Origin of the sequence: Microbacterium sp. PMB16, from assembly GCF_051294855.1 — a bacterium.
GTDB lineage: Bacteria > Actinomycetota > Actinomycetes > Actinomycetales > Microbacteriaceae > Microbacterium.
Window position 1 is genome coordinate 804,035 of the sequence record NZ_CP145908.1, and the last position, 14,573, is coordinate 818,607.

The window sequence follows — 14,573 nt, forward strand, 5'->3', positions numbered from 1 at the left end:
GTCAATTCTCGCATCGGGGCGGATCAGGCCTCGACGGGCGCCGTACTGCCGCGGCCGCGCTTGCGGACCTCCCGGAGCACGATCTGCTCGGGGCAGACAGTGGAGAGGAAGTCGCCGACGGACAGCGCCAGGCGTTCGCCGACCAGGGAGTAGAGGATGCGGTTCGCGTCGCGTCGCTCGCTGACGAGGCCGGCCTGACGCAGCACGCTCAGGTGCCGCGAGATCGTCGGTCCGCTTGCCGAGAACCGCGAGGCGATCTCCCCGGCCGCGAGTTCGCCGACCTTGAGGTCCTGCAGGATCTGGCGCCGGGTCGGGTGGGCCAGCGCCGCGAAGATGTCGGATGCGCTGTCTGTCATGTTTGCAATATAGCACTTTCGCTAGATAGTCTTTAGCCCAATAGCTAATAAGCGAAGGAGTGTCGTCATGAGAGTCGCCATCACCGGGGGCACCGGATTCGTCGGACGGAATCTTGCCGAACGCCTCGGCGACGACGCGGTCGCGATCTCCCGCCGCAGCGGCACCGACATCACCGACGTCGATGCGCTGACCGCGGCCTTCGAGGGCTGCGATGCGGTGGCACACTGCGCGGGCATCAACCGCGAGATCGGCGACCAGACCTTCCAGCGCGTGCACGTCGACGGCACCAGGGCCGTGGTCGAAGCCGCGCGCCGCGCCGGTGTGCAGCGCATCGTCCTGGTCAGCTTCCTGCGGGCACGGCCCGACTGCGGCTCCGGCTACCACGAGTCCAAGTGGGAGGCCGAGGAGATCGTGCGGGGCTCCGGCATCCCGCACACGATCCTCAAGTCCGGCATGATCTACGGCCCCGGCGACCACATGGTCGATCACGTCACCCGCGCGGTGCGGACGCTGCCGTTCTTCTGGACCGTCGGATACCGCGAGCGCACTGCGCGACCCGTCCCCGTCGACGACGCGGTCGATGTGCTCGTCGCCGCACTCGAAGGACGCATCGAGGAGCCCACGGTCGCGGTGATGGGTGCCGATGAGGTCACGCTCGGCGAGGCCATCCGCCGCATCGCCCGCGTCGCCGGGCGTCGTCCGGCCTACCTCCCCGTGCCCACCTGGATCATCCGCATCCTGGCGCAGCTCACCGAGTGGACGATGGTCGTGCCGCTGGTCGCGAAGGCCCAGGCGCGGATGCTCGCGGAAGGCGTGAGCGAGGCCGCTCCGCCCGCGCCGGAGGTGCCGGCCGGCATCCGTCCGTCCCGTCCGTTCAGCGACGAGCGCATCCGTGCAGCCCTCCCCGATGGGCGCTTCGGGCTGTCCGACCTGCGGATCGCGCGCCGGACTCAGCGCTCGGCGTGAACCAGTTCGACGATGCGGGTGAGCTGATCCGGATCGGTCTCCGGCGGCACACCGTGGCCGAGGTTGACGATGTGCGCCCGCGCCGCGCGGCCGCGTTCGAGCACGTCGCGGACGTGCGCCTCCAGCACCTCCCAGGGAGCTGAGAGAAGCGCGGGATCGATGTTGCCCTGCACCGTCACGTCGGGTCCGAGGATCGCCGCGGCCTCGTCGAGCGGCTGGCGCCAGTCGACGCCGACCCCGTCGGCGATCCCGCCCAGGCGCATGTCGGCGAGGAACGGCCCCGTGCCGACGCCGAAGTGGATGGTGGGGATGCCGATGCCCTCGAGCGCGGCGACCGAGTGCGGCGCGACGAAGGCGCGGTAGTCCGCCGGGCTGAGCGATCCGGCCCAGCTGTCGAAGAGCTGCACGACGGATGCTCCGGCATCGCGCTGCGTCTCCAGGAACCGGCGGGAGACGCGGGCGAGCCAGCCGGCCAGACGGTTCCACGAGTCCGGGTCGGCGTGCATCATGCCCCGTGCCCGCAGGTGCTCCTTCGACGGGCCGCCCTCGACGAGGTAGGCGGCGAGCGTGAACGGGGCTCCGGCGAAGCCGATCAGCGGCGTGTCTCCGAGCTCGGCCGTGACGATGGCGACCGCCTCGGCGATCGCCGTGCCGTCGAGCGAATCCGGATCGATGGCCGTGATCCGGTCGACATCGGATGCCGTCCGCACCGGGTTCGCGAACACCGGTCCGCGCCCCGGTTCGATCTCGACCTCGACACCCGCGAGGCGCAGCGGGATCACGATGTCGCTGAAGAAGACCGCCGCGTCGACGCCGTGCCGACGGACCGGCTGCAGCGTGATCTCGGCCGCGAGTTCCGGCGTGAGGCACGCGTCCAGCATCCGTGTGCCGACCCGCAGCTCGCGATACTCCGGCAGCGACCTGCCGGCCTGGCGCATGAACCACACCGGGGTGCGATCGGGGCGGACACCGGCGAGGGCGCGCAGCAGCGGAGCATCGGAGAGGGCCATGCCCCCATCCTCCCATCCGGTCGTTATGAGTCCGCGGAGACGCCATGTCCCGCGGGCGGGTAGAATCGTGGGGTGCTGCTGTGTGTGACGGCGAGTCACAAGACCGCCTCTTTCGAATTGCTCGAACGCCTGAGCCGCACCCCCGACGACGTCGCCTCCACTGTGGTGGACATGACGCCGTGCGTGCAGGGTGCGGTCGTTCTGGCGACCTGCAATCGCTTCGAGGCCTACGTGGAGATGGACGAGCCCGTCACTGCGGCCGGCGCGATCGGCGTCGAAGCCGTCCTCGAAGCCATCGAGTCGACCACGGGCGTCTCCGCAGCCGAATTCGACGGCGCCTACACGGTGCACTCCGGGCGACGCGTCGCCGAGCACCTCTTCTCCGTGGCATCCGGACTCGAATCCGTCGTCTCCGGCGAGGGCGAGATCGCCGGCCAGGTCCGTCGCGCCCTGAAGTCGGCCCGCAAGGACGGCACCACCTCCCCCGAGCTCGAGCGCCTCTTCCAGCGCGCCAGCCAGGCGCAGCGCAAGGTCAAGAACGTCACCGCGCTCGGTCGCGCCGGCCGCTCGCTGGTACGCCTCGCACTGGAGCTGGCCGACAGCCGCATCGCCGACTGGTCCGCCGAGCGCGTGCTGCTGGTGGGCACGGGCGCCTACGCCGCCGTCACCCTCGCCACGCTGCGCGAGCGCGGTGCCGTGAACATCTCCGTCTTCTCCCCATCGGGCCGTGCCGAGGCGTTCGCTGCGAAGCACGGCATCCGTCCGGTCACGTCTGCCGAGTACGCGCGCACCGCAGCGCACTCGAGCCTGCTCATCACCTGCACGACGGCGACCGAGCCCGTGCTCGGGCCCGAGCATCTGCAGCATCCGGTCGCGCTGGCCGCCACCGGCTGCCCCGTCGGCCCGCACAGTCAGCTCGTCGTCGACCTCGGCATGCCGCGCAACGTCGATCCCGCGGTCGCCGCGCTCGAGGGCGTGGCCCTGCTCGACCTCGAGACCATCCGCCTGCACGCCCCGCTCGAAGAACTCCAGGCGACGGATGCTGCGCGCAGCGTCGTGCGCGAAGCCGCAGACACGTTCCACGTCGTCGGCGCTCGCCAGAGTGTGACGCCCTCGGTCGTCGCGCTGCGCTCGCACATCTTCTCCCTGCTGGAGAGCGAGATCGATCGCGCCCGGGCCCGCGGCGACGACGACGGCCGCGTCGAGCAGGCGCTGCGTCACCTCTCCGGAGTGCTGCTGCACACCCCGACGACCCGCGCGCACGAGCTCGCCGCCGCCGGACGCGCCGACGAGTTCGCCGCCGCCCTCGGCACGCTGTACGGCATCACGCCGGCGGAACCGGCCGCCGAAGAACCGAGATCGTCGATCGCATAGCGCGCCCTCACGGTGGGAGACTGGGAACATGGCCCTTCACATCACCGGAGACACCGCCGCCGATGCCCTGCTGACCGACAACCCGCTGGCTCTGCTGGTCGGGATGCTGCTGGATCAGCAGGTCCCGATGGAGACGGCGTTCGCCGGTCCGCTCAAGATCGAGCAGCGCACGGGAGCGACGGATGCCGCCGCCATCGCGGGCATGGCACCGGACGAGTTCCTCGCGGCGTTCCAGCAGACTCCCGCGGTGCACCGCTTCCCCGGATCGATGGCCACGCGCGTGCAGACCCTGTGCCAGACGCTCGTCGACGACTGGGACGGCGACGCCAGCGCGCTGTGGACGCGCCCTTCGACAGGCTCCGAGACCCCGCCGTCGGGAGCCGAGGTGCTGAAGCGCCTGAAGTCGCTCCCGGGCTTCGGCGAGCAGAAGGCGAAGATCTTCCTCGCACTCCTCGGCAAGCAGTACGGTTTCACCGGCGAAGGGTGGCGCGAGGCGGCCGGCGCCTATGGCGAGGACGGGTCGTTCCGCAGCGTCGCCGACATCGTGTCACCCGAGTCACTCACGAAGGTGCGCGAGCACAAGAAGGCCATGAAGGCCGCCGCGAAGGCGGCGAGCTGAGCCCGCGGAGCCGCGCTGGATCAGAAATGCAGCGGACGAGGCGCGGCCGGCGACATTTCTGATCCACGCCGACCGACTGGGCAGGAAACGAACGGAACGGAGACTCCTGATGGAACCCACAGGTACCGACGTCGCGGGACTCATCGCCCGCTCCTCCCCCGCGGTGCGCCGCCGGGACGCCGAAACGCTCACGGCGCTGATGCGGGAGGTCTCCGGCCGCGAGCCCGCGACCTGGGGCACGATCGTCGGCTTCGGTTCGGCGCACTACCGCTACCCGACCGGCACCGAGGGCGACACCGGAATCCTCGCGTTCGCCCCGCGCAAAGCCTCGACCACCGTGTACCTGCTCGACGGCACCGACGCCCACTCCGAGGCGCTCGCCCAGCTCGGCCCGCACACGACCGGTGCGAGCTGCGTCTACATCAAAGACCTCGAACAGGTCGACCTCGACGTGCTCCGCGGCATCCTGCAACGCTCGCTCGCGTGGGCCGAATCCGGCGGCACCGACGAAGTGCAGATCGAGGTGCGGAGCTGAGCACCGTCACGGTGCGCGAGGCCACCGGAGACGACTGGCCCCAGATCTGGCCGATCATCCGTGAGGTCATCCGCGAGCAGACGACGTTCGCCTACGACCCCGGCATGGGCGAGGCAGACGCACAGCGGATGTGGATGCTGAACGCCCCGGCACGGACCGTCGTCGCGGTCGCCGGAGATCGGGTGCTCGGCACTGCGAACATGTACCCGAATCGTCCGGGCCCGGGATCGCACGTGGCGTCGGCGAGCTTCATGGTGGATGCGGCCGCGAGAGGGCGCGGCGTGGGCCGGACGCTCGTCGAGGACATGATCACGTGGGCGCGCCGAGGCGGCTTCGCGGCGGTGCAGTTCAACGCGGTGGTCGACACGAACGAGGCCGCCGTCCGCCTGTACGAGGACCTGGGATTCCGCACGATCGGCGTGGCGCCCGGCGCGTTCCGGCATCCGGTCGACGGCGATGTGGGTCTCCGGATCATGTGGCTCGACCTGCACGACGAGACCCCGCCCCGCTGAGATCAGCGGGACGGGGTCTCGGAGTGGTCGGACTCAGCGCAGCCCGGCGAAGAAGGCGCGGATGTCGCCGGCGAGCTCGTCGGGACGCTCGAGGGCCGCGAAGTGCCCACCCTCGTCGAACCGGCTCCAGTGCACGATGTTCGAGTTGTCGCGCTCGGCGAAGACCCGGATCGTCTGGAAGTCGTCCTTGAAGACGGCGACTCCGGTCGGCGCGGCGTTGATCTTCGGCGCTGCCTCCTCACCCTCGCCGGCGTCGGCGCGGGCGTTCTCGAGGTAGCTGCGACTCATTCCGGATGCCGCGTTGGCGAACCAGTTCACGCTGACCTCGAGCAGGATCTTCTCGAGCGACACGAGCGAGGTACCGTTGCCGAACGAGTTGAACAGCTCGCTGTAGGCGAGGAGTCCGATCGGCGAGTCGCTGATGCCGACGGACACGGTCTGCGGACGCGACGAGTTCATCGTGTTGTACCCACCGACCGACTGGAACCACTGCATGTGCTCGAGACCCGCGTAGTCCTGCGGCTCGAGACGCTCGAACTCGGACGGGTCGCCCGACGGGAACGAGAACAGCTGCAGCACGTGGAGGCCGAGGAAGCCCTCCGGGTTCAGCAGCCCGAGCTCACGGGCGACCATCGCCCCGTTGTCGGAACCGTGGATGCCGTAGCTGTCGTAGCCGAGGCCGCGCATCAGGGTGTCGTACGCTTCAGCGACCTTCGCCGTGTTCCACCCCGCGGAGGCGAGTGGCTGCGAGAAGCCGTAGCCCGGAGCATCCGGGATCACGACGTCGAAGGCGTCCTCAGCGCGGCCGCCGTGGGCCACCGGGTCGACCAGGCGATCGATCACGTCGAGATAGTCGACGGCCGAGCCGGGGTAGGTGTGCGCGAGGAGCAGCGGGGTCGCGCCCTCGTGGGCGGAGCGCACGTGGATGAAGTGGATCGTCTGACCCTCGATCTCGGTGGTGAAGTGCGGGACGGCATTGATGCGCTCCTGGGCGGCCGCCCAGTCGAACGAACGCCAGGCGTCGATCGCCTCACGGAGGTACGAGTTCGGCGTGCCGGCATCCCAGTCGTCGGTCGGCGACGGCTGCGGCAGCCGGGTGCGGGAGAGGCGGTCCTGGAGGTCCTGGACCTCGGCGGCCGAGACGGAGACGGTGAAGGGGCTGAAGGTGAGGTTCGTGTTGTTCATGTCTACGACGATACGAGCCTATTAGGCTGGATTCGTTCCTAATAAAAGAACTTCTTTCGGAGGAAGAAAATGGCCGATCCCACGGCGCGATTGCTGTCGCTCCTCGCGCTCCTGCAGACGGGTCCTGAACGTTCGGGACGCGACCTCGCCGAGCGGCTGGGAGTCTCGACGCGCACGGTCCGGCACGATGTCGATCGCCTGCGCGAACTGGGCTACCCGGTCGACGCGACCCGCGGTGCGGTGGGCGGCTATCGCCTCGGCGCCGGCGGGAAGCTGCCTCCGCTGCTGCTCGACGACGACGAGGCTGTGGCGGTCACGGTGGGACTACGGGCGGCCGCGGGGATCGCCGGCGTCGAGGAATCCGGAGCGCGCGCGCTGGCGAAGCTCGAACACGTGCTGCCATCCCACCTGCGACCCATCGTCGACGCGCTGCGCTCGACCATCGACCGCGCCCCCGAGAACAACGACACGGACGCGCCCGATCCAGAGGTCGACGGGAGCGTCCTCCGCGAGATCGCGAGCGCCATCCGCAACGAGGAGTGGCTGCGCTTCGACTACCAGGATGCGCCGGCGCTCGTGGAGCCCTACCGGCTGCTCACCTGGCACCGTCGCTGGTACCTGGTGGGCCGCGACCCCCAGAACGACGAGTGGAGCACCTATCGCGTGGATTGGATGGAACTGCGGATGCCGACGCGTCGGCGCTTCGATCCTCAACCGCTGCCCGGGGGCGACTACACCGCCTTCATGATGCGCACCGTCGCCGAGAGCGGCTGGCAGGTACATGCGCGCCTGCTGATCGATGCGCCGACGCAGACCGTGCTCGACCGCATCCATCCCGCGGTCGGCGTGGTCGAGCCGATCGACGAAGACCACTGCGTGCTGGTCACCGGGGCCGACAGTCTCGACACGGTCGCGGCGTACATCGGCATGCTGATGATGGACTTCACCGTCGAGAGCCCGCCGGAGCTGATCCCGCGGCTGCAGGTGCTGTCCGAGCGCTACGCCCGAGCGGTGGCGGGCTCGCTCCCCTCCTCGATCAGGCCGTCCGCGTAGCCTCGACGCGCGCGACGCCGTCCACGACGACGACACGGCCGAAGCCCGCGCGACGGCGGGCTCGATCGACCCAGCGCCGGTCATGGGTGACCGTGACCACGGCCCCCGGATGATCGTCGATCGCCGCTTCGAGCTGTTCGACGAGCTCCGGGTCGAGGTGATTGCTCGGCTCGTCGAGAAGCAGGATGTCAGCAGGAACGGCGAGGGCGACGGCGAGGTCGAGACGTCGGCGCTGGCCGACGGACAACGCGCTCGCGTGCCGCTCGAGATCCGACTCTCGCAGCAGCCCGAACCGCAGCAGTGCCGACGGCGCATCCGCAGGAGCGATCCCCGTTCGCGCAGAGAACGTCTCGACCGTCGTTCGCGGCCCGGTCGACGCGACGTCCTGCTGCAGCCAGGCGACTCGCAGCCCGGGAACACGAGAGATCTCCCCCGCATCAACGGTCCGCTCACCCGCAAGCAGCCGGAGGAGCGTCGTCTTCCCTGCGCCGTTCGCCCCCGTCACCAGCCATCTTTCACCCGCGCGCACGGTCCACCCGTCCACCTGGAGGGACGGGCCGCTGGACAGCCGGACGCCGTCGAATGAGAGGAGCTGCCCTCCCTGGGCGCCGGTCTCGGCCAGACCCGCTGTGAATCGAAGCGGCTCCGGAGGGGGAGGACACGGATCGGCCCTCAGACGGGCGACGCGCTCCTTCGCCATCCGGATACGTCCCATCGCCCCGTGATCCCGGCTGCGCGCTCGGAACGCACCATGCCCGAAACCGTCGAGCTCCAGCTTCCGCGGGATGCTCGCGAGGCGGAAGGAGTTGGCGGCGACGAGCGCCTCGTTGCGTGCGAGCTCCTCCTTCCACGCCTCGTGGCGTCGAGCCATGCGCTGCCTCTCGGCCGCGCGGGCGGCAAGGAACCCTCGGTACCCGTCGCCGTACCGACGCAGCGCGCCATCCTGCACCTGCACGATGTCGACGCCGAACCGCTCCAGGAAGTCGCGGTCATGCGTGACCACGACTGCCGCACCGCGGTGTGCCCGCAGCCCTTCTTCCAACCAGACCATTCCCGCCGCATCCAGGTCATTGGTCGGTTCGTCGAGGAGCAGAAGCTCGGCGTGTGCGGAGAGGGCGACGGCGAGTGCGAGTCGGGCGCGCTCGCCGCCTGAGAGTTCCGCCACCGGGCGGCTTCGATCGAGGTCCCCCAGCCCGAGCCGATCCAGGGCCGCGTCCACGCGCCGGTCGACGTCGTAGCCGCCCCGCGCATCGAACTGGTCCTGCAGGTCGGCGATCTCGGCCAGGACCCGATCCTGTGCTCCGACTTCAGATTCGGAGAGCGAGCGGTACGCCCGTTCGATCTCGCGCTCGAGCTCCCGGAGCCCCGCGAGCAGCAGGTCGATCGCGTCGTGGATGCGGGCGCCGGAGGGGAATCGCGGGTCTTGCAGCGCGCAGGCGACACCGCCGGGGATGACGACCCGGGCCTCACCGGCCGTGGGCACGACGGATCCGGCGAGCAGGGCGAGCAGAGTCGACTTCCCTGCGCCGTTGTCGCCGATGATCGCGAGCCGATCGGTCGGGCCGATGACGAGGTCGACCCCGTCGAGCACGATCCGTTCGGCGAAGCGGATGGAGGCGGCCCGCAGCTCGCAGACGCGATGAGCGCGCAGAGCCCCAGAGGGGGATGACGGATGAAGAGCAGATGGGTACATGAAGAGACCTCTCCGCGGCGCGGGCGATGCACCGCAGTGAAGCGCGTTCGTGAACGCGCGATGTTCGGGACCTCGAACGCGCCGGTCATCGGCCTCGTTCGCTCAGGACCCGCTGCGGAGAGATCTCGACGCAGCGTCCCGGTCTATCGAATCAGAGTACCCATCGCCCACGACGTTAGCAGCGGCACGCAGAGAGCGCCAGAGCCCCCCCTCGGATCGAAGGGGGCTCTGGCGCGAGAAGAGTGCAGCGGTGTCAGGCGCCGCGCAGGCGCTCGGCGAGATACGCGTGCAGCTCGTCGATCGAGACGCGCTCCTGCGCCATCGTGTCGCGGTCGCGCACGGTGACGGCCCGGTCGTCGAGCGAGTCGAAGTCGACCGTGACGCAGAACGGGGTGCCGATCTCGTCCTGGCGACGGTAGCGACGGCCGATCGCACCGGCGTCGTCGAAGTCGACGGACCAGGAGCTGCGGAGCGTGTCGGCGACCTCGCGCGCGAGCGGCGAGAGCTTCTCGTTGCGCGACAGCGGCAGCACCGCGGCCTTGACCGGAGCGAGGCGCGGGTCGAGCTTCAGCACAGTGCGCACATCGGTGCCGCCCTTGGCGTTCGGCACCTCCTCCTCGCGGTATGCGTCGACGAGGAACGCCATCATCGCGCGGGTGAGGCCGAATGAGGGCTCGATCACGTAGGGGGTGTACCGCTCGCCGGTCGCCTGGTCGAAGTACGTCAGGCTCTGACCGGATGCCTCGCTGTGGCTCGACAGGTCGTAGTCGGTGCGGTTCGCGACGCCCATGAGCTCGCCCCACTCCTTGCCCGCGAAGCCGAACTTGTACTCGACGTCGATCGTGCCGGCCGAGTAGTGCGCGCGGTCATCCTCCGGCACGTCGAACTGGCGCATGTTGTCTGCGTCGATACCGAGATCGATGAACCAGTTCCAGCACGCCTCGACCCAGTGCTGGAACCACTGGTCGGCCTCAGCGGGCGGGGTGAAGAACTCGATCTCCATCTGCTCGAACTCGCGGGTGCGGAAGATGAAGTTTCCGGGGGTGATCTCGTTGCGGAAGGCCTTGCCCACCTGGCCGATGCCGAACGGCGGCTTCTTGCGGCTCGCCGTGAGCACGTTCGAGAAGTTCACGAAGATGCCCTGCGCGGTCTCGGGGCGCAGGAAGTAGAGGCCGGACTCGTCGTCCACGACGCCGAGGTACGTCTTCACCAGACCGGAGAAGGCCTTGGGCTCGGTGTACTGGCCCTTGGTGCCGCAGTTCGGGCACGGGATGTCGGCCAGACCGTTCTCGGCCTTGCGGCCCTTGCGTGCCTCGAAGTCATCGATGAGGTTGTCGGCGCGGAAGCGCTTGTGGCACTGCAGGCACTCCACCAGCGGGTCGGTGAAGGTGGCGACGTGACCGGACGCCTCCCACACGCGCTTGGGCAGGATGATGCTGGAGTCGAGGCCCACCATGTCTCCACGGCCGCGGACGAAGGTCTGCCACCACTGCCGACGGATGTTCTCCTTGAGCTCCGTACCGAGGGGGCCGTAGTCCCAGGCCGAACGCGAACCGCCGTAGATCTCACCCGCTTGGAACACGAACCCGCGGTGGCGGGCGAGGGCGATGACCTTGTCGAGGCGGGACTGTTCGGCCATGGTGGCTCCAATGGTCGGATGCGGGAGATTGCCCGGAAGGCGGGCCTTGCCATTCTATCCGCGGGGAAGAGTAGCGTCGGAGGATGAGCACTTCCCAGACCGCCCGCCCGAGTCGCGACGAGAACACCCGCTTCTTCGGACAGCCCTGGTCGCTGGTCCACATCTTCGGGGTGGAGATGTGGGAGCGCTTCAGCTTCTACGGCATGCAGGGCATCCTGCTGATCTACCTGTACTACTCGGCCACGCAGGGCGGCCTCGGCATCCCGGAAGCGGTGGCCGGCGGCATCGTCGGTGCGTACGGCGGGTCCGTGTATCTCTCCACGATCCTCGGCGCGTGGCTCGCAGACCGCCTGTTCGGCTCGGAGCGCGTACTGTTCTTCAGCGCCGTCGTCATCGTCGCCGGGCACATCGCGCTCGCACTGATCCCCGGCGTGCTCGGCGTGGGTGTGGGTCTGGTGCTCGTCGCGCTCGGCTCCGGCGGGCTCAAGGCGAACGCCACATCGGTCGTCGGAACCCTCTACAAACCCGACGATCCCCGCCGCGACGCCGGGTTCTCCCTGTTCTATCTGGGGATCAACCTCGGCGCTTTCCTCGGACCGATCCTCACCGGCATCCTGCAGTCGACGCTGGGCTTCCACTGGGGCTTCGGTCTGGCCGCCGTGGGAATGGCGCTCGGCCTGGTGCAGTATTCGTTCGGACGCCGCTCACTCCCTGAAGCAGCGCGGAAGGTGCCGAACCCGCTTCCTGCATCGCGCTATCGCCTCGTGGTGATCATCGCCGTCGCCGCGATCGCGCTGATCGCGGTGCTCGTGCTGGTCGGAGTGATCCGCGCCGACAACCTCGCAACCATCGTCATCGGCGGAACCGTCGTCGCCGCGATCGCCTACTTCGCGGTCATCCTGAGCAGCCGCCGGATCGACGCGACCGAGCGCTCGCGCGTCTGGGGCTTCCTACCGTTGTTCGTCACCAGCGTCGCGTTCTGGTCGCTCTATCAGCAGCAGTTCACCGTGCTGACCATCTACTCCGACAAGCGCCTCGACCGGAACCTGTTCGGCATCGAGGTTCCCGTGTCGATCGTGCAGTCGATCAACCCGGTCTTCATCATCATCCTGTCCGGTGTCTTCGCGGCCATCTGGACCCGCCTGGGCGCCCGCCAGCCGTCGACGCCGGTGAAGTTCGGCCTCAGCGCGATCATCATGGGATCCGCATTCCTGCTGTTCCTCCCGTTCGCGAACGGCGGCGCGAACACCACGCCGATGCTGGCGATCGTCGGCATCCTGTTCGTGTTCACGGTGGCGGAGCTGCTGCTGTCCCCGGTGGGCTTGTCGGTCACGACCAAACTCGCCCCGGCGGCGTTCCACACCCAGATGGTGGCGCTGTTCTTCCTGTCGATCGCGCTGGGCACCGCGATCTCCGGCGAGCTCGTCCAGTTCTACGACCCCGAGAACGAGGTGCCGTACTTCGCGATCCTGGGCTGCATCGCCGTCGTCGTCGGAATCGGGCTGCTCCTGGCCGTGAAGCCGGTGCTGAAGCTCATGCGCGAGGTGCGCTGAGCGTCGGCCTCACTCCGTGAAGAGGTAGCCCCGCTCGACGTCGAAGCCCGCGACCTGAAGGCCGCGGCCGAGCAGGACTTCCATCTCCGCGCGCAGCCGCGTGCGCCACTCGTGCGCGGCTGCGGGATCGGTCGCGCGCAGCGACTCGATGTCGTCGGGGATCTCGAGGGTCTCGACGACGGCGTCGGATGCCGGGGGCTTGGCGATGTCGGCGAGCGCCCACGCGACGTCGAGGCGGTCGCTCTCGTCGCCCGCGTCGCCGCCGCCGAAGATGCCGTAGCGGTTCACCGAGTAGCCGGTCACGCGCGCGCCGAGCACGGTCAGGAAGAAGTGCGCGTTGCGCGCGACGAGCGGATCGAACGTCCAGGTGATGCGTCCCACATCGCGGGAGAACGCCCACTGCCGCTGGTGCTCCTTGAGCTCGCGGCCCCAGCCGCGACCCCGGTACTCGGGGATCAGCGCGGTGATGTGCGAGTGCATCGCACGGCGGCCGGGTTCGCCGAAGAAGGCGATCGACGCGCCGACCATGCGTTCATCGTCGCCCTCGCCGTCGAAGAGCCCGACGACGTAGTTCCCTGACTGCTGCAGGGCCCTCAGAGTGCCGGCATCGACGACGCGCTGCGGACCCCTGATGGAGTCGAGCAGGCCCTGCGCGTCGAGGATGAGTTCAACGGTGTCGAGATCACGGATGGTTCGCACGAACCCAGTCTGCCCCTCTTGCGGCCGTTCGAGGAATTCGGACACGGGATCACACCTCACGCAGCGCGTTCCGATCGAGCTGCGACACCGCGGTCAGGCCCGCGAGGCCGAGGGTGATGTCGAGTTCGGCCAGCACGTTGCGCACGACCTCGCGCACACCGGTCGCCCCCGCGACGCCGAGGCCGTAGGCGTAGGGCCGCCCGAGCGCGACGACCGTGGCGCCGAGCGCGAGGGCGATGGCGGCATCCGCCCCACCACGCACACCGGAGTCGAAGACGATCGGCACACGTCCGGCCACGCGTTGGGCGATCTCTGGCAGCACGTCGAGCGTCGGTACCGACTGGTCGACCTGCCTGCCGCCGTGGTTCGAGATCCAGATCCCGTCCATGCCGGCATCCAGGGCGCTCTGGGCGTCGTCCGGGTGCACGATGCCCTTCACGATGATCGGCAGGCTCGTCCACTCGCGCGCTCTGACGAGGTCGGTCCAGGTGAGCGCAGGGGTCGAGAAGACGTCGAGGAACGTCTCGACCGCCGCCCGAGGCAGCGGCGAGCGCAGGTTGTCGCGCAGCGACCCTCCTCCCGTGAGCGCCGAGCCCTTCCGTGCGATCGTGAGCGCCGCGGCGACCGCCTTCGGCGTCACCTTGACGGCGGCAGCATCCGTCTTCGGCGTCGCCGCCCGCTCCCGCACGAGCCGCTGGAAGACCGGGTCGCTCGTGTACTGCGCGATGCCCATCCCGCGGGTGAACGGCAGATAGGCGAGGTCGAGGTCGCGAGTGCGCCAGCCGAGCAGGTGCGTGTCGACAGTGACGACGATCGCCTCGCACCCGGATGCTTCGGCGCGAGCGAGCAGCGAGCGGTTCAGGTCGTCCGACGCCGACCAGTACAGCTGGAACAGGCGCGCGCCGTGCGGCGCAGCATCCGCCACCTGCTCCATCGGGAACGAGGCCTGGTTCGAGAACGTGTACGGCACACCGACGGATGCTGCCGCCCGCGCGACCGCGAGATCGGCCTCCTGGTGCGCCATCTCCATCACGCCGAGCGGCGCGAGCAGCAGCGGGGTCGGGCGCCTCGTCCCGAGGAAGTCCACACTCAGGTCTCGCTCCGCGACGTCTCGGAGCGGCCGCGGCCACACCTGCCAGCGGCCGAACGCCGCGCGGTTCGCCGCCATCGTGCGCTCAGCGCCCGCGCCGCCGGCGATGTACGCGAAGGCTTCGGCGCTCAGCGCCTTGCGGGCGGCCGCCTCCAGCGCGTCCGTGTCGATGGGCACCGTGGGCTTCGTCCCGCTGATGCCCGCGCGGTAGATGTCGGACTGGGTACGCCGGGAGATGCCGCGGCTGGCGGCGGGATCGTCCGGAGCGACGCTGCTCGTGACCATGAC

Annotated in this window: 14 protein-coding genes; 7 read left to right on the forward strand and 7 right to left on the reverse strand. The window is 69.4% G+C overall.

Going from position 1 to position 14,573, the window contains the following annotated elements; genetic code table 11:
• Positions 1–23: 23 nt before the first annotated feature.
• On the reverse strand, positions 24–356 hold the full coding sequence (locus V5D55_RS03880) for a metalloregulator ArsR/SmtB family transcription factor (RefSeq protein ID WP_435747855.1): 333 nt from the start codon (positions 354–356) through the stop codon (positions 24–26).
• Between the two features lie 67 nt (positions 357–423).
• Between V5D55_RS03880 and V5D55_RS03885 the strand changes: the two genes are divergently transcribed.
• Positions 424–1,323 carry an NAD(P)H-binding protein gene (locus tag V5D55_RS03885; protein WP_435747857.1) on the forward strand — a complete coding sequence of 300 codons (900 nt, stop codon included), beginning with the start codon at positions 424–426 and terminating at the stop codon, positions 1,321–1,323.
• On the opposite strand, the gene hemE is transcribed toward V5D55_RS03885, so the two are convergent.
• On the reverse strand, positions 1,308–2,333 hold the full coding sequence (hemE, locus tag V5D55_RS03890; RefSeq protein WP_435747859.1) for a uroporphyrinogen decarboxylase: 1,026 nt from the start codon (positions 2,331–2,333) through the stop codon (positions 1,308–1,310). The genes V5D55_RS03885 and hemE overlap by 16 nt on opposite strands.
• A gap of 72 nt (positions 2,334–2,405) precedes the next feature.
• Here hemE and V5D55_RS03895 point away from each other — a divergent pair, with 72 nt between their 5' ends.
• From V5D55_RS03895 to V5D55_RS03910, 4 genes are all read left to right on the forward strand, one after another.
• Positions 2,406–3,707 (forward strand): glutamyl-tRNA reductase, encoded by a 1,302-nt coding sequence (locus tag V5D55_RS03895; protein WP_435747861.1) that lies wholly within the window; start codon positions 2,406–2,408, stop codon positions 3,705–3,707.
• Positions 3,708–3,735: 28 nt separating this feature from the next.
• A complete protein-coding gene (locus V5D55_RS03900; RefSeq protein ID WP_435747863.1) occupies positions 3,736–4,326 on the forward strand; it encodes an HhH-GPD-type base excision DNA repair protein in 591 nt (196 codons plus the stop codon).
• A gap of 109 nt (positions 4,327–4,435) precedes the next feature.
• Positions 4,436–4,861 carry a DUF1801 domain-containing protein gene (locus V5D55_RS03905; protein WP_435747865.1) on the forward strand — a complete coding sequence of 142 codons (426 nt, stop codon included), beginning with the start codon at positions 4,436–4,438 and terminating at the stop codon, positions 4,859–4,861.
• An 11-nt stretch (positions 4,862–4,872) separates the two neighbouring features.
• Complete coding sequence (locus tag V5D55_RS03910) at positions 4,873–5,373, forward strand: N-acetyltransferase family protein (RefSeq protein ID WP_435747867.1); 501 nt, start codon at positions 4,873–4,875, stop codon at positions 5,371–5,373.
• Between the two features lie 33 nt (positions 5,374–5,406).
• On the opposite strand, the gene V5D55_RS03915 is transcribed toward V5D55_RS03910, so the two are convergent.
• Entirely contained in the window at positions 5,407–6,558 is a 1,152-nt protein-coding gene (locus V5D55_RS03915) for an epoxide hydrolase family protein (protein ID WP_435747869.1), read from the reverse strand.
• Between the two features lie 69 nt (positions 6,559–6,627).
• On the opposite strand from V5D55_RS03915, the gene V5D55_RS03920 reads away from it, so the two are divergent.
• Positions 6,628–7,611: a helix-turn-helix transcriptional regulator gene (locus V5D55_RS03920; protein ID WP_435747871.1), complete on the forward strand. Its 984-nt coding sequence runs from the start codon at positions 6,628–6,630 to the stop codon at positions 7,609–7,611.
• On the opposite strand, the gene V5D55_RS03925 is transcribed toward V5D55_RS03920, so the two are convergent.
• Together V5D55_RS03925 and V5D55_RS03930 are read right to left on the reverse strand one after the other, a co-directional pair.
• Positions 7,595–9,304 (reverse strand): ABC-F family ATP-binding cassette domain-containing protein, encoded by a 1,710-nt coding sequence (locus V5D55_RS03925; RefSeq protein ID WP_435747873.1) that lies wholly within the window; start codon positions 9,302–9,304, stop codon positions 7,595–7,597. The genes V5D55_RS03920 and V5D55_RS03925 overlap by 17 nt on opposite strands.
• Positions 9,305–9,557: 253 nt before the next feature.
• Positions 9,558–10,943: a glycine--tRNA ligase gene (locus V5D55_RS03930; RefSeq protein ID WP_435747875.1), complete on the reverse strand. Its 1,386-nt coding sequence runs from the start codon at positions 10,941–10,943 to the stop codon at positions 9,558–9,560.
• An 83-nt stretch (positions 10,944–11,026) separates the two neighbouring features.
• Here V5D55_RS03930 and V5D55_RS03935 point away from each other — a divergent pair, with 83 nt between their 5' ends.
• Positions 11,027–12,496: a peptide MFS transporter gene (locus V5D55_RS03935; protein ID WP_435747877.1), complete on the forward strand. Its 1,470-nt coding sequence runs from the start codon at positions 11,027–11,029 to the stop codon at positions 12,494–12,496.
• 9 nt (positions 12,497–12,505) lie between these two features.
• On the opposite strand, the gene V5D55_RS03940 is transcribed toward V5D55_RS03935, so the two are convergent.
• Together V5D55_RS03940 and V5D55_RS03945 are read right to left on the reverse strand one after the other, a co-directional pair.
• Entirely contained in the window at positions 12,506–13,195 is a 690-nt protein-coding gene (locus V5D55_RS03940; protein WP_435747879.1) for a GNAT family N-acetyltransferase, read from the reverse strand.
• A gap of 49 nt (positions 13,196–13,244) precedes the next feature.
• Entirely contained in the window at positions 13,245–14,570 is a 1,326-nt protein-coding gene (locus V5D55_RS03945; RefSeq protein WP_435747881.1) for an alpha-hydroxy-acid oxidizing protein, read from the reverse strand.
• Between the last annotated feature and the right edge of the window lie 3 nt (positions 14,571–14,573).